Genomic DNA, 24,187 nt, shown 5'->3' with positions numbered 1-24,187 from the left:
AAAATTAGGAGGTACGAAATGACACAACATAAACAGGCAGTTGAAAAGGCAATTCAATCTATTAATCAAGCTAAAGAAGAAGTGAGCAAGAATCACTGGAGATTAAACTATCATGTAGCCTCTCCAGCTTATTGGATTAATGATCCAAATGGTTTTAGCTATTATAAAGGGGAATATCATTTATTTTACCAATACCATCCATACACGGCGCAGTGGGGACCGATGCATTGGGGGCATGTGAAAAGCAAAGATTTAACCCATTGGGAACACCTCCCTGTTGCCATTGCTCCAAGTGAAGAATATGACAAAGATGGTTGCTTTTCCGGTAGCGCAATTGAAAAGGATGGAAAGCTCTATCTTATGTATACGGGGAATAAATGGACAGGGGATAATCACGACACAGATTTAGAACAAGTTCAGTGTCTTGCTATTAGTGAGGATGGTATAAATTTTGAAAAACTAGCGAACAATCCAGTCATTGGAGCGGCACCTGAAGGGGATATCCACCCGAATCATATTAGAGATCCGAAAGTGTGGAAGCATGGGGATGAGTATTACTGTGTCATTGGTAATAAAACAAAGAATGAAGTAGGGCAGGTTCTGCTTTATCGCTCAGCTGATTTACTAGATTGGGAATTTTTAAATGTTGCAGCTAAAGGAGAAGGGAACTTTGGCTATATGTGGGAATGCCCTGACATTTTTCATTTAGATGGTCAAGATGTACTGATGATGTCACCTCAAGGAATGAAGCCAGAAGGCTATCTGTATCATAATTTACACCAATCAGGCTATGTAGTAGGGGAGTTAGATTATGAAAGTGGGAAGCTCGACCATGGGGCTTTTCAGCTGCTTGATTATGGGTTTGATTTTTACGCACCTCAAACAACGGTAGATGAAAAAGGAAGAAGAGTCATGGTTGCGTGGATGGCGATGTGGGAAAGTGACATGCCTGAACAAAAGTTTGATTGGGCTGGGGCGATGACATTGCCTCGACAATTATTTATAAAAAATGGCGAAATCATTAGTAAGCCAATGCCAGAAGTTGAAACTTTACGAGAAGGTCTTACGGAATATGAGCATGTATCCTTTGAAGGGAACCACGTGTTCGAAGGTGTTTCTGGAGATTCACTTGAGCTTGATGTCATTATTGAAGCAAAAGACGCTACTAGGTTTGGTTTGAAAATGCGTATGAATGAGGAGCTAGGGGAGGAAACCGTCCTTAGCTATGATTGCAATGAAGAATTCTTAACATTAGATCGTAACAAATCTGGAAAAGGATTAGATGGCATTCGTAAAGCACCTGTTACCCTTTGCGACAACGAGCTTCATTTGCGAATTTTCATAGATTTATCGTCTATTGAAGTCTTTGTTAATGATGGAGAAAAAGTAATGACATCAAGAATTTACCCGGATTCATCTTCAACTGGGATTGAGTTCTTTGCAGATGGGCTCATTTCGATTAAAAAGTTAAAAAAGTGGGCGTTAGGGAAGAGTGTAGGAGTTAGCCCTATTGCTGCTAGTGATTTAACTGAATAATTGGTGGAGGAGTCAGTATTAGAGGGTACTGAAAAGGTATAAATCAACCTTTTCAGTACCTAGATTAAGTAGCAATGGCTCCACATGCTGCGCGCCTTCTATGAGAAACCCGCTCATAGAAGGCTTTTTAAAAAAAGGCAGCGCACATTGCTTAGAGGGCACTGAAAAAGGTAAAAACCGACCTTTTTCAGTGCCCTCTATCCTTCCTTATTTGTATGAAAAACGTGTGTCTGCCCATTGTATGAGACATAAAGAAGGGGAGGGGTTATGTTTTTGGAGTGGAAACAGGTATTAGAGTTCTGGGGAAAAGCTATGGGAGTTTCATGGTGAGATTTTAGAGGGGAGATAGGTGGAATCTTGCTATTCATAAGCTTTAAATTAAGATGTGATTATTGTAGATTGGTGTCTATATTTCTATTTTTTAGTCGTGAATAGTCGAATAATGAAAATCAAGGGTGATGGTAAAAGAGGGGAGGGGAGAGGATTCGGTTATCCATATAATTGGTAGTTTAGCCCTTGTATACAAATACGTGTACAAGTATACAAAAACGTATACGTGTTTACAAAATGTATACTTGATTGTTTACAATAACGTGTACTTGTGTACAAAAGTGTATACATGGCGTACTTTAGGGGTGTGTACGAGATTGTATACATGTAAACGAAAATGTGTACAAGTATACAAAAACGAATACAACTTAAGTATCATTGACGAATCTAGCACTCTACTATACTCTTATATATGTTGGAAAAAGTTATAAAATCCTGAAATGAAAGGAAATTGTCTCTATTACTTGGAATTTTGCTTTTACACCATCCATTTTATGGACTGTTTCTTTTTTTCTTGTTTGCTATTAGTCCTATCATATGCATTTAAAATGCACTTCAAATTATATGAAGAAGCACGCTCGGGGCGAACGTGGACCAGCTTACTGGTCTTTATAATCATGGTTATTTTAAAGAGCTGTTAGAAGGGCTTGTGAAAGAGCAAAAGGGTGAGAAAATGAGTTTGGCAATGATCGATATTGACGACTTTAACAAATACAATGGTTATTTCGGCCATCTACAAGGCGATGAATTGCTTAAGTGCTTTGGCCTTGTATTAAAAGAGGGCTGTAGTGGCTCGAAGTACACTCTTGCACAGTATGGTGGAGAAGAGTTTACGATTTTAATGCCTAATACAACAGAAAATGATGCCTTTCAATTTGTAGATGGACTGCGTAAGAAGATGAATGATACGTATTTCAAAGGAGTCGAAATCTTGCCGCATGGGCGCTTATCGTTTTCTGCAGGAATTATTTATAAGGAAGGAATGATTGATAGTTCTTCTGAGTTATTAGGGCAAGCGGATCGGGCACTGTATTATGCAAAAGCGCAAGGGAAGAATAAAATTCATTTATATGATGAAAAAGATGTCGTTCAAAAAAACTCGATGAAGAAAAAGAAATCGAGTTGCTTGAGCAGCAAGTTAGGATTTTTCTCTCAAAGGATATTAATAATTACAAGAACAGCAAACTTGTGTTAACCTATGCTGTTCATTTTGCTAATAAATTACAGTTGAGTGATTATGGGAAAAAATTAGATCCGCATGAATGGGAAATGATCAAGAAGTACATTACTTGGGGCAAGGAGACCAGTTCTATAAATAAAGATTTATTACATTTGGTGCCGTTGGTGGAACTTCACCATGAACGTTATGATGGGAAAGGGTATCCACATGGGTTAAAAGGCGAGAGCATCCCCAAATTAGCAAGAATTCTTTGTATCATTGATGCATTTGATGTGATGACAACCGAGCGTCCGTACAAGAAAACCCAAACATTTGAAGAGGTGATTGTTGAACTAGAGCAATGTTCTGGTAAACAATTTGACCCGAAGTATGTACCGTTGTTTATTGAGATGATACGAGAGGGAGAGGTAGGGGTGTTTGGGAAGATGGAGACTGTAGAAGTGTAAAGATTAGCTTAATGTGAGTGTATGGAAAAGCTGCTCTATTAATATAGAGTGGCTATTTTTTTTATTGCTTTAATAGGGGAGGGGAGGAGTGAATGTATAGATTGCTAGGAATACATATATGTCTATGCCGTTTATTGTAAAACGTTGTCTATATGTCTGTTTTTATGTCTGAAAGTGATGTTGATCTAAGGGGGGGTGGTAGAAGAGGGGAGGGGAGTTGAATCATTATTATCCAATTAATTACAAAAAAGTCCATGTGTGCAATTATGTGTACAAGTATACAAAAACGTATACACGTTTACAAAATGTATACTAAGGTGTTTACAATAACGTGTACTTGTATACAAACGTGTATACAAGGCGTAATTTAGGGATGTGTACGGAATTGTATACATGTAAACGAAAATGTGTACAAGTATACAAAAACGAATACAACTTAAGTATTATTGACGAATCTAGCTCTCTACTATACTCTTATATATGTTGGAAAAAGTTATAAAATCCTGAAACGAAAGGAAATGATTTGAATGAGTAAAACAAGAATTGCTGCAGTTGATGTAGGTAACGATTCCCTTAAAGCGTTATTTGGAAAAGCAGATTTTGAATTAAATGTCCCGAATGTCATCGCAAGAGATACAGAAGATAGACCAGTTATTGGAATAGAAGATTTAAATGAAAAGGATCCTCTAGATGGAATACATATTCGCGTTCACTCCCCTGCCCTTCTAGAGAACAATGCTATTTACCGTGTTGGTAACTTAGCGACAAAGAGCAACAATCCAAATGAGCTTGATCCTGGCAGCAGCAAGTCGGAAGAAGATCAAACGTTAGTTATGCTTTTGGCTTCATTAGCGTTAGATGCTGTAAGAGAAGAAAATTCTAACCTATTTAAAAAGACAAACAATGTCATAGATGCAAACTATACATTAGGAACAGGTTTGCCGCTACGTGAAGTAAAAGAAGGAAAAGATGTTGGTTATCGTTCGCAGCTATTAAGCTCGGTTCACCAAGTAGAATTCCTTGTTACACCAAAATATCAAGGAATCAAAGTGAATATTAAATTTGATGAAGTGAAAGTATATCCGGAAGGGTTTGCTGCATACATCAACTTAGTTATGGATAATAATTTAAACATTATTAATAGAGACTTAGTAGATAAGAGCATTCTCATTCAAGATATTGGTGGATTATCTACGGATATTGCGGTTATTAAAAATCGTAATGTTGATGATGATAAGGCGCAGGGCTTTAACCTTGGGGTAGCTGAATCACTCGAGCAAATTCGTGAAGAAATTCGCTCGAAGCATGGCGTAGAGCTAGATAGTCGTCGTGATGTTGTTGATATTATTACGAAGAAACACGATCGCAATCATATTATGGTGCGCGGAAGTCGGACAAGCGTTCACGATATTACAGATCGTATTTTAATGGAGCTTGCGAAGAAGCAATATCGTCACTTACGCAATGTATGGTCAAAGAACTCTCAAACAGAGATTTGCTACTTTGTCGGCGGCGGTGCGATGGTATTAAAAGACTACTTAAAAACATTAAATAACAGCTTAGATGGCTTTAATATCGGTTTCTTTGAAGATGAAAAAGAAAGCATCTGGATGATGGCAAATGCGTACTATAAGTTGATTTCAGCTTTTACAAAGGCAAACAACCCAGATCCAAAAGACAAAGAAAAAGATAAAAAAGCTGTGAAAAACTAATAAGGTGATTCTATGAGTACAAAGGGGACGACTGGAATCCAGAGGGGTCAGGCAATTACATTCCGTCTCCCCTCTGATACACCAGATCACTTACTTAAACAGCTACAAAGATTAAAAGAGACAGAGAGACGAAACTTCTCAAGTAAAATTGCCGAATTTGCCTTAGACGGTGTTAGCAACTCGATGGCAAAAGAACGCGAAACGGTCACGATTCCTCTACCAAAAGCATTAAGCAAAGAACAGCGAAACTGGCTGCGCCACTCGCATTCGGAAGCTCTTCTTGGAGCGATTGTGTTTCAGCTTTTAGCTGATCCAGTACGAGCGACTTCTGTTTTGGCTTCTCTTAATAGCAATGCTTTTGATATTGATGAGGCGCTTTATTTACAGGAGAGTGAAGCATTTGCCGAAGTAGATCAAAGAGAGCCTAGTATTCCGTCAGAAACGGTAGCGGAGCCAGAAGTAGACTCACTGCATGATGACGCAGGGTATGACCTTGAAGATGACTTAGGTGACTTTGATTGGAATAAGGCACTGCAAGAGCATGCAGCAGCCAAAGAGGCAGAGGAGCCTGAGAAAGAAGAAACGGTAGAGGATTTGCTAGGCGGGTTTCTTGCAAAGATGAATAAATAAAAGGATTCGGTTGAGAGGGAGAAAAGTTAAATTCACAACTCAATTAACAGTTAATTCGCGGCATAATATCAATTATATTGGTAAAGAAAAAGCAATGGGTTTTATTAAAAACCATTGCTTTTTTTTCTGGTTAAATCGTCTTCTTACGCTAAAAGCCTCGTTCGTTGATAAGCAGCTTCTCTTTTATTGATTACAGACTTCCGAGTTAACAGTAAATCCTTCTTGAAAATAAATTCACTGGATAAATTTTTTTACAAGTTAGATACTAACTCTAGTGTTATTATTTAACACTAAACTCAATGTGGAGGGATATACTTTGAATACTCTTTTTAGTTTATTCTCAGGCTTAATTACTGCGGGAGTTAGAGTAGCATTCTTCTTTAGCAATATCATATTCAGATTAAATACGATGTTAAGGATGCACCCTCTAAATTAAATTATTGGATATTCATCAAGTATTACCTGTTTACATTGTTTACGAAAGAGGTAAGCAAAATACTTTGCTTGCCTTTTTTAATTAATACACCATTCATAATAATTTTTGATTGCTCTAAAGAGATTCAAACTTGACGTTTTTAAAGAAATTTACATTTCTATTCACAATATATTTTATGAGGTGATTTTATGGAAAAAGAGGATTTAAAGCTCACATCTGCTGAGATAGGGACGTTGTGGGAGGAATATGTTAATGGTACAGCTGTTCATATGATAAACAAGTATATGTTATCCATTATTGAAGATGAAAAGATAAAAGCAATTTTTGAAGATGCAGTACATACATTTGAAAAACAAAAGAAACAGATAGCCATGTTTATTGAAAACGAAGGATTTCCTGTTCCTATTGGATTTACTGATTCAGATCTTACTAAAGGGACGAAGAGATTATTTTCCGATATATTCTGTCTGCACTATTTACATATTATGACGCTTCATGGATTACTTGGACACATGACATCACTGAGTTCCTCTGTCAGAAAGGATTTAAGGTATTTTTATGATTCTTGTGATAATGATGGAAAAAGAATGTACCATCAAACCATTGAATTACTACTTGAAAAAGGGCATTTTCAAAAAGACCCTTACTTCTATCCAGAAGCAACTCCTGAGTTTGTTTCAGGTCAACAATTTTTAGATGGTTTTTTTGGGGATAAACGACCTCTAGCCGCAACTGAAATTGTCAGTCTTTCATTTAATTTGAAAAAGAAAATACTGGAGAAAACTCTTTCAATTGCATTTAGCCAAGTTGCTCAATCAAAAGAAGTGAGAAAATTTCTAAAATCATTACAAAGTACTTCAAATAACCAAATTCAATCATTAAGTAATATATTAAAAAAAGATAATTTGCCTGTACCAATGTCTTGGGAATCAGAAGTCACAACATCAACGGATTCACCTTTTTCAGATAAGTTAATGTTGTATCATATTGGATTCCTAATACAAACCGCACAAGCCTATCATGGAACAGGGCTTGCTACTGCCATGCGAACAGACCTTGCAGTAACTTATGAAAAGATTATATTAAAAAACTTGATGGTGACAAAAGAATGGTTCAATATTATGACTAAATATAAATGGTTAGAGGAGCCCCCTCTTGCCCCGAATAGAAAACAACTTGCAAAAGATAAATAATTAACTATATGGCACCTCTCGTTACTAGGAGGTGTTTTATATTTGACGATAAGTTCTTACAAGAAAAATAAAGAGATGAAAATCAGTGTGATTTTCATCCCTATGCTCTGATACTTTTCATTTTCTCTCTGTTTCCGAACGAGTTATTTGAAGAGCTCGCTTTTTTATGTAAAAAACTTATTCAGCAAAAAGGTGTTTTCCAATCGTAAACTTTGGCGTCGTCCAGTTGAAAATCCACTCAGACGTTGCAATTGCAGGGTTGTAATAATAAGTAGCTCCTTCAGATGGATCCCAGCCACTCCAAGCATCTCTTACCGCTTTGTATGAGGCAGGTGTTGGTGTTAGGTTGTATTGACCATCCATAACGGCTGTAAATGCGTTCCTTTGGTAGATAACTCCTTCAACAGAAGATGGAAAGTCAGGGGATTTCAGACGATTTTTTACGACTGCTGCCACTGCGACTTGACCTTTATAAGGTTCCCCGCGAGCTTCCCCATGTACGATTCTAGCGATTTTTTCAACCTCTTTTAGTTGAGTGAGAGTTTGTGGTCCTGCAACGCCATCAGAAAGTAAGTTGAAATCATGTTGAAATTGACGGACGGCAGCTTCTGTTAACTCCCCGTAATACCCAGTTGCATTGCTATGTAAATATTCCAATGCAATTAATTTTTCTTGCAATTCGACGACAGCTTCTCCACGATCTTCTTTTTTCAAAAGGAGCTCATTTGCTTTTAATTCTTTAGGTATGAGAGCGATGAAAACGAAGAATAGTGGAAGAAGTAGCATGATTTTTTTGCTCATGTAAATCCCTCCCTACTTAACAATTTAAACAAAAGTTTAAATTTTTCCTCCCTTTTTTAAGATTTGAGAAAATAGTATGAGTTGAATGAGGTACAAAGGGTAGAGACTTTTTCTGATAGAATAAAAGAAAAAGATAGTAGGTGGAGTGAGTTGAGGCGAACAGCAATCATAACAGGCGCATCTAGCGGCTTTGGATTATTAACTACATTAGAGCTCGCTAAGCGTGGGTTTACCGTACTAGCGACGATGCGGAATGTAGAAAAAGCAGTCGCGTTTAACTCGTTAACAGATGATGGGGACATACTTGAGCGAATTGAGCCGTTTCCACTTGATGTGACAGAGGGAGATTCGGTTGCTCGTTTCTCAAAAAAAGTTCAGTCGATGGAGAAGGTAGATGTCCTGATTAACAATGCAGGATTTGCCATTGGTGGATTTGCTGAGGAGATCGAGATAGAAGATTATCGCAGACAGTTTGAAACGAACGTATTTGGAGTGATGGCGGTTAATCAGGCCGTTCTACCGGTCATGCGTGAGCAAAAATCTGGAACGATTATCAATGTGAGCAGTGTAAGTGGACGGATTGGCTTTCCAGGGCTCTCTCCTTATGTATCATCAAAGCACGCGTTAGAGGGTTACTCAGAAAGTCTTCGATTGGAAGTTGCCCCTTTTGGAATCCAAGTTGCATTAGTAGAGCCTGGGTCATATAGCACCAACATTTGGTCATCTGGGATGGAATTGTCGGAGCGGGCACTGGATAGTGGATCGCCATACTATGATTATATGAATGGTATTACTTGCAGATTGGAAGCTGGTAAGAGGAATCATGGTGATCCTGATGAGGTGGCTCATTTACTATGTGAGTTGGCAGTGGAAGAGAGATTAAAGAAGCTTAGGTATCCAATTGGCAAAGGGTTGAAGTGGACATTAGCGTTTAAGCAGTTGATGCCTTGGTCATGGTGGGAGAAGATTGTGTTGCGGCAGGTATTAAAGAAGAGGAAGTAAGGGAAATGTTGGTTGGATAGTAAAACAGCTTCTTTGGATAGTAAATTGGGCAGTTTGGAAAGTATCCGGACAAGTTTGGACAGTAAACGCGTCAAACCCGACAGAATCTTCACCTTCAATTGAAAAAACAAGCCGGTGCACAGCCAAAAGAGCATGTCACAGAAACGGAGACAAACCCAACAGTTCATCTCCGAAAAAAATCTCGATTTTTAATTTATTTCACTGCTAGTCTTTGATTCTCTGAATCAAAATCTCACTAGCTGAATCGAGATTTCGATCAACTGCATTTAAAACATTTTGTCTCATACGGTAGGCGCCTTCTTGTGTGCCATCCACAATGACACGATACATATCGCCATTGCCGTTGCCTCCGTTAGAGCCACCGCCTCCTGAATTTGACCTACGCTTAAGGTTGAAGGCGCGTGCCAATCCGTTGACATGACCACGAGCTACCGTTTCAAGCCAATCAGGATTCTTGAGCTTTGCAGCATCATCAGCGTTGTCGATAAAGCCATTTTCAGTAAGAACTGCCGACATCCTCGTTTCACGTAGGACGTGGAAGTTCGCTTTCTTTTTTCCGCGATTAACTAGATTATTTACCTTAGTGATTTCCTCGTGCATAATGTCACGGTACCTGGCAGTCTGTGAAGAGTCGGATAAGCTGTTATGAATATAGTCTTCATACCCCTTTGCCGTGCCATTATGAGCATTGACGTGGATCGAAACGAAATAGTCTGCCCCCCACGAGTTTGCATCTCTTGTACGCTCGGCTAACGTGACAGTTCGGTCGGTCGTTCGACTCATCCGGACATCTACACTTTCATACTCATTTCTAAGGATATCACGAATTCGCAAAGCGATATCTAAAACGATATCCTTTTCATGCATACCGTTTGCGCTAGCACCACTGTCAGATCCGCCATGGCCAGGATCTACATATAGTTTGAACATGAAATATCACCCCCTACTTTTGAATGATATTCAAAAGAACGAGGGCTTGTAACGGCTTGTCACACGATAAAAAGCTAGGCAACTTGATTATTTTTGCAATAAGGGGTCAGACCCCTCTGTACCTCTGTACCGCGTTAATGTTATGCCGAGGGGTCTGACCCCGGAAACGTGCGGAAACGCAAAAAAGTCCCTCGAGTAGAAGAGCCAGTAGAGGAACTTTGTGTTCTATTCAGGGTATTTGGTTGTTATTTACACTAAATAAATGGCTGCTGTTAAGCAGTGGCATGAGTTTGAAAAAGAAGAGTTACCCTGAAGGAAAGCGATCCATTTCAGACTTTTGTCGAAAAGATAGCCTTTTTTATCAATACAGCTGAGAAATACAAATGTCATATTGAACAAAATATCCATGGCTGTCACTCCCTTTTTTCGGTAGTATGCTACAGAAAATGGGAATTATGCATAAATAAACTAATTTATATTTTTCAGAAATAAGAACGCATGCAAATAACCTATAAAATAAAATACAGCGGAAAAACAGTAAAGGGTTCAAGCTGATGAAGGCCAAACCAGATCAGAAAAGCATGGGAAAAGGTCTTCATAAAGCGGCTGAAAACCCAAACAGGCAAAAAAGCATGGGAAAAAGTACTTCATACAAACCAATATGAATTATTCTTGTTGGAGATAACAGAATCTTCAAATAAACCGTTATATAGCTTGTGAATTAGCGTTTTCCCGCCCAAAACTGAACCCGTTAGAAAACAGGTAGGCACTAAAAAATGGCAACGGCTCCGCACAATACAAAGAGGGCACGAAAAAAGGTAAAATTAAAGGCCATTGAAAAAGGTCAAAACCGTCCCTTTTTCAATAGCCTCACAAATCAGCTGATTACATATCATTATTGTTTAACAAACGTATGGTTCAAATCAATAGCCATCCCACTCCAGTCCGTTGAAATTTCAGGTGTCTCTGTTTTGCTCACTAAAATCATTTCAATCTCATTTTGGCTTTTTTCGATATAGAGAATATGGGCACCGGTGTTATAAATCATCACCTCTGTATGACTCAACTGTTCACCGGCCACTTTCTCATCAGGTTCTCCGAGCTTATCGTAAATTTGCTCAATATCTCCATCTATCAAGGTCCCTGGAATAAGAAGGGTGTTAACAGTGTTATCACTAGTTGTGGTTACAGCATAGCCGATGTTATTAAACATAAATGTCTCTGCTCCACGTAACCAATCGGTAATTGCATCAGGCTCTCCTTTTTGTTCAAAGATTTCCTGCAAACTTGTGCCAACAGCAAATGAGACGGAAGGAAAACGTCCTTTCTCTACTTCGTCTAGCCAGTCGGAAGTAATCGGAATGTACGGATAAGCGAACGTGCTGGTCGGTTTATGTTTCCAATGTTCATACGTTTCTTGTCCATACGTATAACCATCAATAAACGACTCGTCATTGTAAACGGCCTGGCTCTTTAAGGAGAGAGTGAGTGTCTCTTCATTTAACTCCCATGTGGTAAAAAACCAACCGAACTCTTCTTCTGTATCATTATTTTTATACTCTACGCTTTGATAGTAGAGATCGCCGATGTTACGCAATTCCCCGTTAATTGACTTCAAAGATTGTCCATCAACTCTCACTTCTTGGAGCTCTCCATCATCTAGCGCAAAAACGTTCAAACTCTTTTGATTCAATGCTTCCTTTTGATAAATGACGAGGAGGTCTCGCCCTGTTTTATGAGAACTAATATAGGCCATCTTTTCTCCTTCAATAAAATGCTGCAGGGAACCACCTTCGCTCTCGAAAAGGTTCAGATGTTCTTGCTTGACGCCATAGTCTGCGTCATCTTCAGATAAATAAAGATGGTATTGGCCTGAATAAAATGGTTCTCCTTCAACTCCAAGAAAAGAAGGCGAATCGATCTCGCCTTTTTCCTCGTCCGAGCTATAAATATGTACGTGGTACGTTTGATTGTTGTCATCCGTCATTTGTAAGTGGAAACGACTATCAGCTTGTAAAACCGTTAAAGGGATGTCAGACATGCTATTTTCTGATGATGGTGTTTCCAGTACTTCATTAGTCTCTATCGAGTTTGTGGTATCCTCATGACTCGGTTCATTTGAAGCATTTGAAGGTTGCCCTTTCACACAACCTGCTATAAAGAATAAACAAATAATTAATAGTAATGAATAGAAGAATTGCTTCATTTTATCACCTTCGTGAGATCCTATTGTCAACTAACCTGCTATTTTTGTTCAGATCATACTATTTCGAGAATCATCAATGTATTCCTCTTTTTTTAGAAAATAAATGAATAAAGGGACTTTCGGAGGCCAGTAAAAAAGGTACCGTTTTGACCTTTTTAAATGGCCTATAAGCAATGAGCGGAACCGTTGCTTTGTTTTAAAGCCTGCTATGAGTGGTTTTCGTGGTGCAAACTTGCTTTGCACCGACAGCCGACTTTAGGAGGCTCATGTTTCTCATAGCAGGCGCGCAACGTGTGGAACCATTGCTGCTTCCTCGAATTTGCTATAAAGGACTTTTTCAGTAGCTACATATTTCGAATTTAGAACATAAATAAAAGCAAGTATCTTACTATTTTTAAAACGTTGTAATATAATAAAGTGAAAACGTTTTAATAATCCAAAAGGAATTGATTATTCATGGCAACGAGACAAGATGTAGCAAAATTAGCCGGGGTGTCACCGACAACTGTTTCCCGCGTATTAAACAATAATGGGTATGTATCACAAGACGTACGAAAAAGAGTGGAAGAAGCCATTCGTGAACTGCAGTTTGTCCCAAACCGCGTTGCCAGAAGTCTTCGCACACAAAAATGCGGACAGATTGCTTGTATTACACATGGATTGAAAAATACCTTTTATGCAGAAATCGTCCAAGGGATTGAAGAGGTGGCATTAGAAAATGGGTATACATATTCTATCTACAGCACGAGTGTGGAAAATGAGCAGTATATTAACTTAATTTTAGAAGGCTTTTATGATGGGCTCATTGTGTTAACTTCTTCTGAATTCAATAATTTAGTAGACGCTAAGAAAATTAGAGAAGTGATTCCTACCTGTTTTTATTGGGACCTTGGTTATGAAACATCACTACCAAATGTGGCAGTAAACTTAAAAAAGGCAATGGAAAATACGACAAATTATCTACTTGATTGCGGACATAAAGAAATTATTTATCTTGGTTATCCAAAAGAAGGAATTGAAGGGGTGAAAGAGAACCCGCGTTTCCTAGGATACGTTGATGCGTTAAAAGCAAAAGGAGTAGAAGTATCGTCTGATCATTTTCTATTTGTCTCTAATTGGAATGACACATTAACGGCTGGTTATGAAAAGGTAAAAGAACTTCTAGATAAAGGTGTTTCATTTACAGCTATTGCTGCGTGTAATGATTTAATGGCAATTGGGGCGATTCGTGCTCTATCAGAACGAGGAATACGTGTACCAGAAGATGTCTCGGTTACTGGTTTTGATGATTTAGAGATTGCGAGAATGATTACCCCTGCATTAACAACCGTTTCATTACCTAAAAAGGAAATCGGGCATACGCTTATGAAATCTTTACTTCGTCAAATGAATGGAGAGAAATTAGAGGGGATAATTAAAGAGTATGAATCGGAGCTGATGGAGCGAGAAACCGTACAAAAAATCTGACAATATAACAAAAGTGATTGACTTCCTTACATGAACGTACTAAACTTATTAAAGCGTTTACATATTTGTGAGCGATTTATTTTTTCGTAAAATGTGGTTTCGAGACCACAAAACCTAAAGGTTGGCACTAATCAAAGGTTTGACTCGAAACTAACAAAATGTAAGGGAGTTCAATAGTGAAACAATTAATAAGGAATATGGATTCGAAACCAAACAAAGAAGTACGTGCAAGGTCATTACTTAATTTTTGTGGACTCGAAACCACACTCCAATCAAAGATTATTAGGGTTTGATTCCATTTGTCTTTTGTGGTTTCGAGACCACATTATTATTCGGGTTGTTGGTACCGCTTTCTTTTGGAGAGGAAGAAGGTATTACAATATAAAAAAAACAAAAGCAGGGGGAAATAGTAATGCGAAAATTATTGTCTTTTCTTCTAGTATTATCGATTCTAGTATTTGCAGCAGCTTGTAGCGGTAATAACGAAACAAGCGGTGGCAGTGGTGCAGAGGGAGAAACGGTTAAATTAACAGCATGGGCATGGAATGTAAATGTAGGAGCGTTAGATGCTGCAGCTGAAAAATTTAAGGAAGAAAACCCGAATGTAGAATTGAAAGTAGAAGACATGGGGCGTTTAGACGTATATGATCGATTATCAACGGGTCTTGCTGCGGGTGGAGCTGGTCTTCCGGATATTGTTTTAGTAGAAGATGATCGGATTCAAGGCTATGTGGAAGCATTTCCTAATGGATTTTTAAATCTTTCAGAACAAGGCTTTGATAGCCATGCTGAATCATTTCCTCCTTTTAAAAACGAGTTAGCTAGTCTAAATGGTGACTTTTACGCAATGCCTTTTGATGCAGGTCCAGGCGGAATGTTCTATCGCCGTGATATTTTTGAAAAAGCCGGTGTAGATCCTGAAGAAATTGAAACTTGGGATCAATTTTTAGAGGCTGGTAAAACAATTAAAGAAGCAACAGGAGTAGCAGCAATGCCACTTGATATGTTTAGTGATGATCCAACATTCCGTATGATGTTAAACCAATTAGGTGTGTACTATTTTGATGAAGTAGGCAATATTGATCTGACAAATCCAAAAGCGGTTCAAGCGATGGAAACTTTGAAAGCGTTCGCAGATGCGGACCTTATCCGAAATGTAGATGGATGGAACGGAATTGTTTCTTCAACCATCGATGGATCTGTAGCTACGATTCCATTCGGTGCTTGGTACTTTGGAACAATTATTGATCAAGCGAGCGATTCTGCTGGCGATTGGGGTGTATTTGAGCTACCTGCATTTGAAGAGGGCGGCAACAGAGCATCTAACCTTGGTGGGAGCAGCTGGATGATTCCGCAAGCATCCGACCATGCAGAGGTGGCTTACGAGTTTATGGAATTCTTCTCAACAAGCGACGATGTTCAACTGATTGCGATGGAAGAGTACGGGTTATTCCCGTCATTATCAACCGTATATGACTCTGATGCATTTACAGCAGAAGTAGAGTTCTTTGGCGGACAACAAATTTGGCAAGTATTTGCAGACCAAATGAGTGATGTTCCAACAGCTTATTACACTAATGATTATTCTATTGGTTTAGATGAAGCCATTAAAGCACAAGCCGATGTATTTAACGGCAAAGACATCAAAGAAGCCCTAGAGGAATCTGCGAAACGTTTAAGTGACCGTACGGGCCGTGACGTGAACACATATTAAGAATATTTAAACTAGGAACAAAGGTATCCCAATAGGTTCAAAGCTTATGGGATACCTCCCTTACACTACCATTCCTATAAGGGAGAAGATTAACTATGAAATCAAATGCAGTGATTGGTCAGCAAGAAAAAGTGGTCGTTAACCGAAAAAAAATGAAGAAACAGGACATTGTCCCATATTTATTTATTGCTCCAGCAGTCATTTTGTTTGCGATCTTTATGGCCTACCCGATTATTGCTTCCTTCATTTTAAGCTTTCAAACGAGTCAAGGTGGGGAAATGGTCTTTAATGGCATTGCAAACTATCAAAGACTAATCTCAGATCAAATTTTCCTTAAAGCATTAGGCAATACGTTTTTGTTTCTCGCTATTCAAGTACCAATTATGTTGTCATTAGCAATTATTCTATCAACATGCTTAAACTCAGCGCTAGTTAAGTTAAAAGGGATTTTCCGAGTTTCCTTCTTCCTTCCAGCTGTTACGTCCTTAGTGGCATATTCGATCATTTTTTCCGTCATGTTAATGGAAGAAGGTGTTATCAACCAAGTGATCACGAGTTTAGGAGCTGATCGTATTCCTTGGTTGTCACATCCAACATGGGCAAAAGTTGCACTCATTACCGCGATTACATGGAGATGGGTTGGGTATAACATGGTCATTTATTTAGCGGCATTGCAAAACATACCTGAGGAATTATATGAAGCTGCAAGTATGGACGGAGCTTCAAAGATTCGTCAATTCTTCTCTATTACGGTTCCACAACTTAAGCCGGTTATTTTGTTCACTGCTGTTCTTTCAACAATTGGTACACTTCAGTTATTTGATGAGCCATTTACACTTACAGGCGGTGGGCCGAGTGATTCTACATTAACAATTGGCATGTATTTGTATCAAACAGGTTTCCGTTATTTTGACTTTGGTTATGCTTCAGCCGTTGCCTACGTCATTGTTGTTTTAATTGGGATTATGACATTTATACAATTTAAAGTAACAGGTGATAAATAATGAGGAAAAAACCATTACAAAAAGTCTTTTTATATATTGCATTAGTTATTGGGGCAATTATTTCTCTATTCCCATTCTACTGGGCACTGATGGGAGCGACGAATGAGAGTGGGAAAATGTTTTCATCGTCGCTCATCATGCTTCCAGGAAGCAAGTTAGTCGAAAATATTGTGAACTTAAACGAACAAATTGGCATCGGTCGAGTGATGTTTAATTCTTTATTTGTCTCGATTACGTATACGATTTTAGCCTTATTGATTTCAACTATGGCTGCTTATGCCTTTGCCAAGTTTCAGTTTAAAGGTCGAAACGTGATTTTTGCCATCTTCCTGCTATCGATGATGATCCCTTATCATGCAACGGTGATTCCGCTCTTTAAGATGATGGCTGCACTAGGATGGTTAAACACATACCAAGCATTGATATTACCGAACTTAGCTTATCCGTTTGCTATTTTCTTGATGAGACAAAACATGTTAGCCTTTCCTACAGCATTAATGGAAGCAGCACGAATTGATGGGGCAGGAGAATGGAAAATCTTCTGGAAAATCGTTCTTCCTTCCATGAAACCGGCCCTTGCTGCAACAGCAATTTTCTTATTTATGTTTCAATGGAACAATTTCTTATGGCCGTTAGTGGCTGTGAATACAACCGATATGTACACATTCCCAGTTGCGTTAAGTAGTTTATTTGGTCTATCAAGAATTGATTATGGTCAAGTGATGGCAGGTGTATCGCTTGCAACTGTACCGATTATTATTTTCTTCTTAATGTTGCAACGTCATTTCATCTCGGGAATGTTAGGAAGTGCCGTGAAGTAAACAAAAAATGGATTTTCAGATGAGGGGGAGAAAGGATGTATCTAGGTGTAGATTATTATCCGGAGCATTGGCCAAAAGAAATGATGGAACAAGACATACAAGGAATCAAAGGGCTTGGTGCCAATATTGTTCGAATTGGTGAGTTTGCGTGGCACTTAATGGAGAAGGAAGAAGAGAAGTTTGACTTCTCCTTCTTCGATGAAGTGATTGAAAAAGTGAAAAAACAAGGCTTTAAAGTAATGTTCGGGACACCAACAGCGACGTTCCCTGCGTGGTTAGCGAAGAAACATCCAACCATTTTATCCGAAGATGAGAACGGTCAAACACGAGTATTTGGTGGACGACGTCAATATTGCTTTAACTCAAGCGTCTACCGTGAGTATAGTGCACGAATTACTCGTAAGCTCATCGAACATTACAAAAGCGAAGAAGCGATTATCGCATGGCAAATTGACAATGAGTTTGGTCATGAAGGCAGTGATATGTGTTATTGCGAGCAATGTCATAGCGAGTTTCAAGTTTTCTTAAAGAACAAATACGACACTATTGATCAATTAAATGAGACGTACGGGACGATTTTCTGGGGGCAAACGTACAACGATTTCTCAGAGATTCCGATTCCAAAAAAGACGATCACAACACACAATCCGTCGTTTCAGTTAGATTGGGCGAGATTCCGCTCCTTTTCTGTAAACCGCTATGCACATGAGCAGACAATGATTGTCAAAGAATTGAAAGGGAGTCACCAATTAGTGACAACAAATGTATCAGGTGGATTTTTTGGGAAGTGGTTTGACCACGCGGAAAATGTAAAACTAATGGACTTTGTTTCTTATGATAATTACCCAGTTTGGGGCGGATTGACGGAGCCGATAACGCCTGCAGCGATTGCGATGAGTCATGATTTTAACCGCGGGTTGCTTGGTAAAAATTACTGGATAGTTGAAGAGTTAATGGGAGCTCAAGGCCATGATGTAATAGGATACTTGCCTCGGCCAAACCAAGCAAAAATGTGGTCCTATCAAGCATTTGCACACGGCTGTACAGATCTATTATATTTCCGCTGGAGAGGGATGACCAAAGGGACAGAGCAATTTTGCTACGGAGTTGTCGACCACGATAATAACTACGGTCGGAAGTATAAAGAGGTTCAATCGGTATTTTCTGATATTCCTCAATATGACGAGATACTGCAATCGGACATCCAATCAGAAGTGGCAGTGTTATATGATTACGACAATATTTGGTCATGGCGTTTTCAAACACAAAGTTCAGGCTTTGATTTTTCCGATGAACTGCTAAGACTTTATACACCTTTTTATAAGAAGAATACGAATATTGATGTCATCCCGGTGGATCGAGACTTCTCGCAATACAAAGTGTTACTTGTTCCGGCCCTGCAACTCATTGATGAAGAATTAGCAGAGCGCTTTAAAACGTTTGCTGAAAATGGCGGAACCGTTGTATTCACATTTAGAACAGGTATAAAAGACAAAAACAACAACATCCATTTTAAAGAAACGTTACCTGGTCATGTACGTGAAATGGCAGGGATTACGATCCATGAAATTGAGTCGCTTTCCTCAACAGAGGGAGCTTCGATTGTCGGTGTAGGAGAGAATGAAGAGAAACGTTCTAGCTGCTCAGTATGGCGTGATATCATCACACCAGTAACAGCAGAGGTCCTTTATCGCTATGATGACCCATTTTACCCAGAGGCTGCTATTACCTGCAACCGCTATGGAAAAGGAATTGTCTATTATATCGGTTGTGGAGCAGAGGAGCATATTATCACAGACATTGCTAGTGAGATTATTGAGAATCAAGGGATTTGGCATATCGATAGTGAAGAAGGAGTAGAAGTGTATAAACGTCAAATGAGAGATAAACGATTCTACTTTGTTATGAATCATACGGCGGAAGAGAAGACGTTTCGTAATGTGAAGCTACAACCTTATGAAAGTAAAGTGATTGAAGCTGGAGAAGAATTGAAAGAAGACCAAAGTCAAGAAACGACATCTCTAGTTTAAAGGTAGAAGGCTTGAGGAACGATCTATCCTCAAGCCTTCATTTTACATTAAAAAAAAACAAACATAATGTAATGTGTTACCGTCGAAAAAAGCTCTATAATGAGAAGTTTTGTCGAATGGCTCTTTTTTCGATAGATAATCTAACAAACCCCTTCCATTCTATACTTTTTCAGACTATTATAATAAATGAGAAAACAACTTAAAGGAGCGAATGACTTATGATGAAAAATTTTAAAGTAAAAAACCATTACTTAGCAGAAATCGAGCATACTGGTGAAAAAAGCTATAAAAATCGTTGGAGCTGGGATATTTACATTGCTGCTGATGAAAATGATGAATATAGAGGAAAAGCACTAGCACCAGGCAAAGGAATTGAGATCCCATGGACGAAGCTAACAGGACAAGACTTACTAGCTGAAATGATGGGGCTTTGTGAATCACAAATGCCAAAGTGTTCATAATGGATATAAGTGATAAACCAGGACAAGCCTATAAGGAAAAATATGAGAACCCCTAATGCTCTCCGTCAGTTGGAGGAGTGATAGGGGTTTTTTTGTGTTTTCTTTTCAGGCTAGGGGTGTAATAGCAAAATTTAGTGACAATAGCTGAAAAAAATTATAAAAATAATTTTTTTTCGGCACTCTGAATGTTTCAAAGATGTTGTTAAATCTAGATTTAGTAAAACTCTTAAAAAATGTCACATTTACTTGTGACAAAGTTGTGACATCTTCAACTATAACAAAAACAAACTGCTTGCTATACTTCAAGTGTAAGAAAAATTAATTTTCAGAAACTTAACAAGGGGGATGAACGATGGGGAAAATGTTTAGCGTGTTAGTTGTACTTCTATTATCAGCACTTTTGCTAGTAGGATGTGGTGGCTCACAATCAACAAGTGAAGAAATACTAAATGAAGATGCAACTAGTATGGATTTAACTGAAAGCGCTTCACCGGAAGCTGTTGCAGGTGGAAGTGGGGATGGTTTAACAATTGCAACAGTGAACAATCCTGATATGCAAATCATGCAAAAAATGGCTAAAGATTATGAGGCTGAAACTGGGACTTCCGTAAACTTTGTTGTTTTACCAGAAAATGAGCTACGTAAGAAGGTAACGGAAGATGTTGCACTTGGCGCAGGTCAATTTGATATTGTCACAATTGGTACATATGACACTCCGATTTGGGCTCAAAACGGTTGGATTGAACCATTGAATCCCTTCTTTGATCAATTAAGTGAAGAAGAAAGAAATGAATATGATGTGGAAGATATTTTTGAAGCTTTAAGAAATGCACTTTCTTATGAGGAAGAATTGTATGCGTTACCATTCTACGGTGAGAGCAGCATGTTGTATTACAACATTGAAATGTTTGAGAATGCAGGATTAGAAATGCCGGAAAACCCGACTTGGGATGAAGTGGCTGAACTGGCTGTGAAAGTGCAAGAAGCAAACAATGTACCAGGAATTATTATTCGATCATTACCCCTGGTGTTGTGATTGCTCAGTTCAAAGATGGCATTAAATTCGATAATGAAACAGCCTATATATTAATTGGTATTGCTGGAGCAGGAGATCAGCAAGTAAGAATTCTTTCGACCATTGCTTATTTAGTTGATAATGAAGAGGAAATACAATTATTAATAAGATCAACTGAAAAAAGTAGATTTCTTTCGTTTCTTAGTAAAGTGGATGTTTCTTTAAAAGGTGATAAAGGTGATTAAAGAAGAAGTAGTAATAAATAATAACTTAGGAATTCATTTGCGCCCAGCTTCTGAATTGATAAATAGCGTAAAACAAGGCAACTCTACTGTTAGCTTTATTCATAATGGTCAAACTTCCCAAGTAGTAAGCCTATTGAGCATTTTAAAACTTGGAATAGAAAAGGGGAGTCCTATTACATTAATCGTAGATGGGCCTGATGAGGAAATGGTGTTTGCGAAGATAAAAACGTGTATCGGTGCCTGTTCCCACTTGAAATAATATGAAATTTGTCAAAAAGCTATCAAAGGTTCATAAAAAAGAGTAACCTCCATTATAAAAGTTAATGGTTTGGTTACTCTTTTTTCATGACAGCAGCGATTATTTCTCTGATATAAGTAAGAAAAAAGTGTTCACTGAGTCAAAATTCCCTGTTTTAATAGTTGTTATAAGCATTATTTTACAATATGCGATATGGCAACAAAGCGTTTATAAAATTAAACCATCTCAATTTGCATCAGTTCTTTTAATAATATCCAAAATACTGGTAGAATTAATTAAGTAATATGAAACCATTGTAATTTGGATTCGTAGAGATACAGGGGGTGTTAACATGAACAAACCAAAAACGGATAAATTGCTTAAAGGACTTGTTGGCTCGAGTGTGGCTCTCTTCGGATTAACAGGATGTGCGCCGGGCCTTCAAGATGAACTCATGTCCGTGCCTGCTGAACCAGAAGCCAATGTTCAACCAGATACTGGTCCGCCATCTCCAGAGGAAGCGGATTGTGATATGTGGCAGTGGGACGAGGAAGCAGAGGGCTACCAATGCGTGGAGCCAGGAAACGAGAATCACGGACACTATTATTATGGCGGAATGTGGTTCCCAACAATTGCCGCATTCATGGCAGGTAGAGCAACAGCTGGAGGCGCTCGTGGCGGTGGTGGTGGTCAGGTGAGACAACCTGCTACAGGAACTCAGCCAGATCAAAATGTAAGCCAGCCGCGGCAGGACCAAAATCAAACAAGAACACCAGACCGAGCAACAAATCCACGCTCTGGCATGGGTGGCGGGGGTTCTTTTGGTGGATAAGCACAAGGAGAAGCGAGACCAATTTTACGCTGGTCTACCATCGTTTTGGGATCGATTGTATGGGATGGAGTACGCTCTTTATGATTGCCTCGAAATAACGTCTGAGGAAAGAGATGAAATTCGGACTGCAACAGAAGAGTCATACGCCATTTATAAAAAAATGAATCAGATGGTTCGGCAAGCTCCTGATGAGACGCTACTTGATCTTGGGTTTCCTCAAAAAGCACTGCCATTCTTGAGGATGATGATAATTCCATATGAAACTGTAATTGGTCGCTTTGATTTTGTTCAGACCGAGAGTGGGCTGAAGTTACTTGAGTTTAACTCAGATACGCCAACTTTTATTAGAGAACTCTTTGATGTTAATGACCTTGTCTGCAGGGAGTTTGGATTGATGGACCCAAACGTTGAAGAAGCAGAGCATTTAGGGAAATCGATTCGAAATAGTATTTTTCATTGTGCGAGGCAAATCGGTGTGATGGAGCACCCATATGTCGTTTTTACGGCGCATGCCGACGACATCGAAGACAGTGAAACAATGAAATACTTGATGAAGGTCGCCCAAATTAAAGGGGTCAAGTTTGTACCGCTTAATCAGCTGCAAGTTGTTGATGGAAGCGGAGTGTACGATGTTGATGGGAAGAAAATTGATGTCGTTTACCGGCATACATATCCATTAGAAGCATTGCTTGAGGATGTAACAGATGACCAGTTTCCTATTGGGATGGAATTTATGAAGCTAGTTGGCGAGCGAAAAGTTGGGATGTTAAACCCTGCCTCAGCCTTTTTAATGCAGAGCAAGGCAGTGATGGCAGCCATTTGGGGGATGCATGAACAGCGTCATCCATTGTTTTCAGAGCATGAGCATGAAATGATTAGTCGTTATTTCTTACCGACGTATCTAGACGAAGAGCCGTTTCTTGAAACGGGCGATACATATGTGTCTAAGCCGGCTTTTGGTCGGGAGGGAGATACGGTTGAAGTGCGAAAGAATGGGGCAACCCTCTTTGAACAAAAAGCAAAATCGTACGATCAGTATGTGAAAGTGTTTCAAAAGTATGTGGACCTGCCAACAGCGTCGATCAAAACGGAGCTAGGGGTAGTGGAGGCTCACTTGCTAATCGGAAGTTTTGTTGTAAATGAGAAATCAAGTGCCTTTGGCGTACGCGCCGGAGCGCAGATAACCGATAATTTATCGTACTTTTTACCTTGTGGAATGAAAGGAGCAAATGAATGGACTTAACGTTTTATTTACAAACCTTTGATCATTTTATTATTTATTTAGCTGTCTCTTTAGTGTTGTTTTTAATTGGGACCTATATTTTCAAACTGGTTACACCATATTCTGAGCGTGAGCAAATTAAAAACGGAAACACAGCTGTATCCTTGAAGTTACTAGGAAAAATGGCAGGTCTAGTTGTAGTATTGCAATCAGCCATCCGCCACTCAATCAACCTAGTTGACCTAGCGATTTGGGCATTTATCGCTATTATCATACAAATCGTCCTACACCTAGTCATTGAATATGTCCTCACACGCAATACAAATTTAGCAAAAGAAGTAGAAAAAGGAAATATAGCTGTTGGATTACTTCTTGGTGGGGTATCAGTTTTAGTTGGGATGATTGTAGCGGCGACGATTAGCTATTAAGCTAAAACAAAAAGACGGTTTTCCTTTTTGATTTAGCTTAATGCATTGAGCGTAGCCGCCGTTATGTCTTAAGCCTAAAGGAGTGGGTTTCTCCTTTAGGCGCACGGCGAGTGAAGCCAATGCCGTCTATGAGAAGCTTTCAAGGTTTTTTACACTTTGATCTGACGCACGGCGAGCGCAGCCAATGCCGTCTTGAGAAGCCTTCAAGGTTTTTTTTCTTGAGCGCAGCCAATGCCGTCATTGAGAAGCTTTCAAGATGTTTTCCTGTCTGAAACCTTTTTAAGCAA

Annotated in this window: 22 protein-coding genes; 19 read left to right on the top strand and 3 right to left on the bottom strand. The window is 38.9% G+C overall.

Annotated elements, in window-relative coordinates:
• Positions 1 to 18: 18 nt before the first annotated feature.
• The 6 genes from SAY88_RS00685 (at position 19) to SAY88_RS00660 (ending at position 7,463) form a co-directional block, all read left to right on the top strand.
• Entirely contained in the window at positions 19 to 1,536 is a 1,518-nt protein-coding gene (locus tag SAY88_RS00685) for a glycoside hydrolase family 32 protein (RefSeq protein WP_332628543.1), read from the top strand.
• Positions 1,537 to 2,455: 919 nt separating this feature from the next.
• On the top strand, positions 2,456 to 3,061 hold the full coding sequence (locus SAY88_RS00680; protein ID WP_332628542.1) for a GGDEF domain-containing protein: 606 nt from the start codon (positions 2,456 to 2,458) through the stop codon (positions 3,059 to 3,061).
• Positions 3,055 to 3,492 carry an HD-GYP domain-containing protein gene (locus tag SAY88_RS00675; RefSeq protein WP_332628541.1) on the top strand — a complete coding sequence of 146 codons (438 nt, stop codon included), beginning with the start codon at positions 3,055 to 3,057 and terminating at the stop codon, positions 3,490 to 3,492. Before SAY88_RS00680 ends, SAY88_RS00675 begins: the two co-directional genes overlap by 7 nt.
• A 527-nt stretch (positions 3,493 to 4,019) precedes the next feature.
• Complete coding sequence (locus SAY88_RS00670; protein ID WP_332628540.1) at positions 4,020 to 5,204, top strand: ParM/StbA family protein; 1,185 nt, start codon at positions 4,020 to 4,022, stop codon at positions 5,202 to 5,204.
• 12 nt (positions 5,205 to 5,216) lie between these two features.
• A complete protein-coding gene (locus SAY88_RS00665) occupies positions 5,217 to 5,834 on the top strand; it encodes a hypothetical protein (protein WP_332628538.1) in 618 nt (205 codons plus the stop codon).
• A gap of 624 nt (positions 5,835 to 6,458) precedes the next feature.
• Positions 6,459 to 7,463, top strand: a complete 1,005-nt coding sequence (locus tag SAY88_RS00660) for a DUF3231 family protein (RefSeq protein ID WP_332628536.1) — start codon at positions 6,459 to 6,461, stop codon at positions 7,461 to 7,463.
• Positions 7,464 to 7,640: 177 nt separating this feature from the next.
• On the opposite strand, the gene SAY88_RS00655 is transcribed toward SAY88_RS00660, so the two are convergent.
• Complete coding sequence (locus tag SAY88_RS00655) at positions 7,641 to 8,264, bottom strand: cell wall hydrolase (RefSeq protein ID WP_332628534.1); 624 nt, start codon at positions 8,262 to 8,264, stop codon at positions 7,641 to 7,643.
• A gap of 150 nt (positions 8,265 to 8,414) precedes the next feature.
• Here SAY88_RS00655 and SAY88_RS00650 point away from each other — a divergent pair, with 150 nt between their 5' ends.
• Positions 8,415 to 9,266, top strand: coding sequence for an oxidoreductase (locus SAY88_RS00650; RefSeq protein WP_332628532.1), 852 nt, complete (start codon positions 8,415 to 8,417; stop codon positions 9,264 to 9,266).
• 225 nt (positions 9,267 to 9,491) lie between these two features.
• On the opposite strand, the gene SAY88_RS00645 is transcribed toward SAY88_RS00650, so the two are convergent.
• Complete coding sequence (locus tag SAY88_RS00645) at positions 9,492 to 10,217, bottom strand: N-acetylmuramoyl-L-alanine amidase family protein (protein ID WP_332628530.1); 726 nt, start codon at positions 10,215 to 10,217, stop codon at positions 9,492 to 9,494.
• An 895-nt stretch (positions 10,218 to 11,112) separates the two neighbouring features.
• Positions 11,113 to 12,423 (bottom strand): hypothetical protein, encoded by a 1,311-nt coding sequence (locus SAY88_RS00640; RefSeq protein ID WP_332628528.1) that lies wholly within the window; start codon positions 12,421 to 12,423, stop codon positions 11,113 to 11,115.
• 456 nt (positions 12,424 to 12,879) lie between these two features.
• On the opposite strand from SAY88_RS00640, the gene SAY88_RS00635 reads away from it, so the two are divergent.
• From SAY88_RS00635 to SAY88_RS00580, 12 genes are all read left to right on the top strand, one after another.
• Positions 12,880 to 13,890: a LacI family DNA-binding transcriptional regulator gene (locus SAY88_RS00635; protein WP_332628527.1), complete on the top strand. Its 1,011-nt coding sequence runs from the start codon at positions 12,880 to 12,882 to the stop codon at positions 13,888 to 13,890.
• A 412-nt stretch (positions 13,891 to 14,302) separates the two neighbouring features.
• Positions 14,303 to 15,604, top strand: a complete 1,302-nt coding sequence (locus SAY88_RS00630) for an ABC transporter substrate-binding protein (protein ID WP_332628526.1) — start codon at positions 14,303 to 14,305, stop codon at positions 15,602 to 15,604.
• Positions 15,605 to 15,756: 152 nt separating this feature from the next.
• A complete protein-coding gene (locus tag SAY88_RS00625; protein ID WP_332628651.1) occupies positions 15,757 to 16,608 on the top strand; it encodes a carbohydrate ABC transporter permease in 852 nt (283 codons plus the stop codon).
• A complete protein-coding gene (locus SAY88_RS00620; RefSeq protein WP_332628525.1) occupies positions 16,608 to 17,429 on the top strand; it encodes a carbohydrate ABC transporter permease in 822 nt (273 codons plus the stop codon). Before SAY88_RS00625 ends, SAY88_RS00620 begins: the two co-directional genes overlap by 1 nt.
• Before the next feature lie 35 nt (positions 17,430 to 17,464).
• Positions 17,465 to 19,459, top strand: coding sequence for a beta-galactosidase (locus SAY88_RS00615; RefSeq protein WP_332628524.1), 1,995 nt, complete (start codon positions 17,465 to 17,467; stop codon positions 19,457 to 19,459).
• A 218-nt stretch (positions 19,460 to 19,677) separates the two neighbouring features.
• Entirely contained in the window at positions 19,678 to 19,920 is a 243-nt protein-coding gene (locus SAY88_RS00610; protein WP_332628523.1) for a hypothetical protein, read from the top strand.
• A 352-nt stretch (positions 19,921 to 20,272) separates the two neighbouring features.
• Positions 20,273 to 20,956 (top strand): ABC transporter substrate-binding protein, encoded by a 684-nt coding sequence (locus SAY88_RS00605; protein WP_332628522.1) that lies wholly within the window; start codon positions 20,273 to 20,275, stop codon positions 20,954 to 20,956.
• Complete coding sequence (locus SAY88_RS00600; RefSeq protein ID WP_332628521.1) at positions 20,953 to 21,180, top strand: PTS sugar transporter subunit IIA; 228 nt, start codon at positions 20,953 to 20,955, stop codon at positions 21,178 to 21,180. The genes SAY88_RS00605 and SAY88_RS00600 overlap by 4 nt, the downstream gene beginning before the upstream one ends.
• Positions 21,173 to 21,439 (top strand): HPr family phosphocarrier protein, encoded by a 267-nt coding sequence (locus SAY88_RS00595; protein WP_332628520.1) that lies wholly within the window; start codon positions 21,173 to 21,175, stop codon positions 21,437 to 21,439. The genes SAY88_RS00600 and SAY88_RS00595 overlap by 8 nt, the downstream gene beginning before the upstream one ends.
• 331 nt (positions 21,440 to 21,770) lie before the next feature.
• Entirely contained in the window at positions 21,771 to 22,250 is a 480-nt protein-coding gene (locus SAY88_RS00590; RefSeq protein WP_332628519.1) for a hypothetical protein, read from the top strand.
• Complete coding sequence (locus SAY88_RS00585; RefSeq protein ID WP_332628518.1) at positions 22,243 to 23,493, top strand: glutathionylspermidine synthase family protein; 1,251 nt, start codon at positions 22,243 to 22,245, stop codon at positions 23,491 to 23,493. Before SAY88_RS00590 ends, SAY88_RS00585 begins: the two co-directional genes overlap by 8 nt.
• Complete coding sequence (locus SAY88_RS00580) at positions 23,484 to 23,900, top strand: DUF350 domain-containing protein (RefSeq protein ID WP_332628517.1); 417 nt, start codon at positions 23,484 to 23,486, stop codon at positions 23,898 to 23,900. The genes SAY88_RS00585 and SAY88_RS00580 overlap by 10 nt, the downstream gene beginning before the upstream one ends.
• Positions 23,901 to 24,187: the final 287 nt, after the last annotated feature.

It is taken from the genome of Halalkalibacter flavus (assembly GCF_036663575.1).
GTDB classification, from domain to species: domain Bacteria; phylum Bacillota; class Bacilli; order Bacillales; family Bacillaceae_D; genus Halalkalibacter; species Halalkalibacter flavus.
This window is presented reverse-complemented; position numbering and strand designations above follow the sequence as displayed.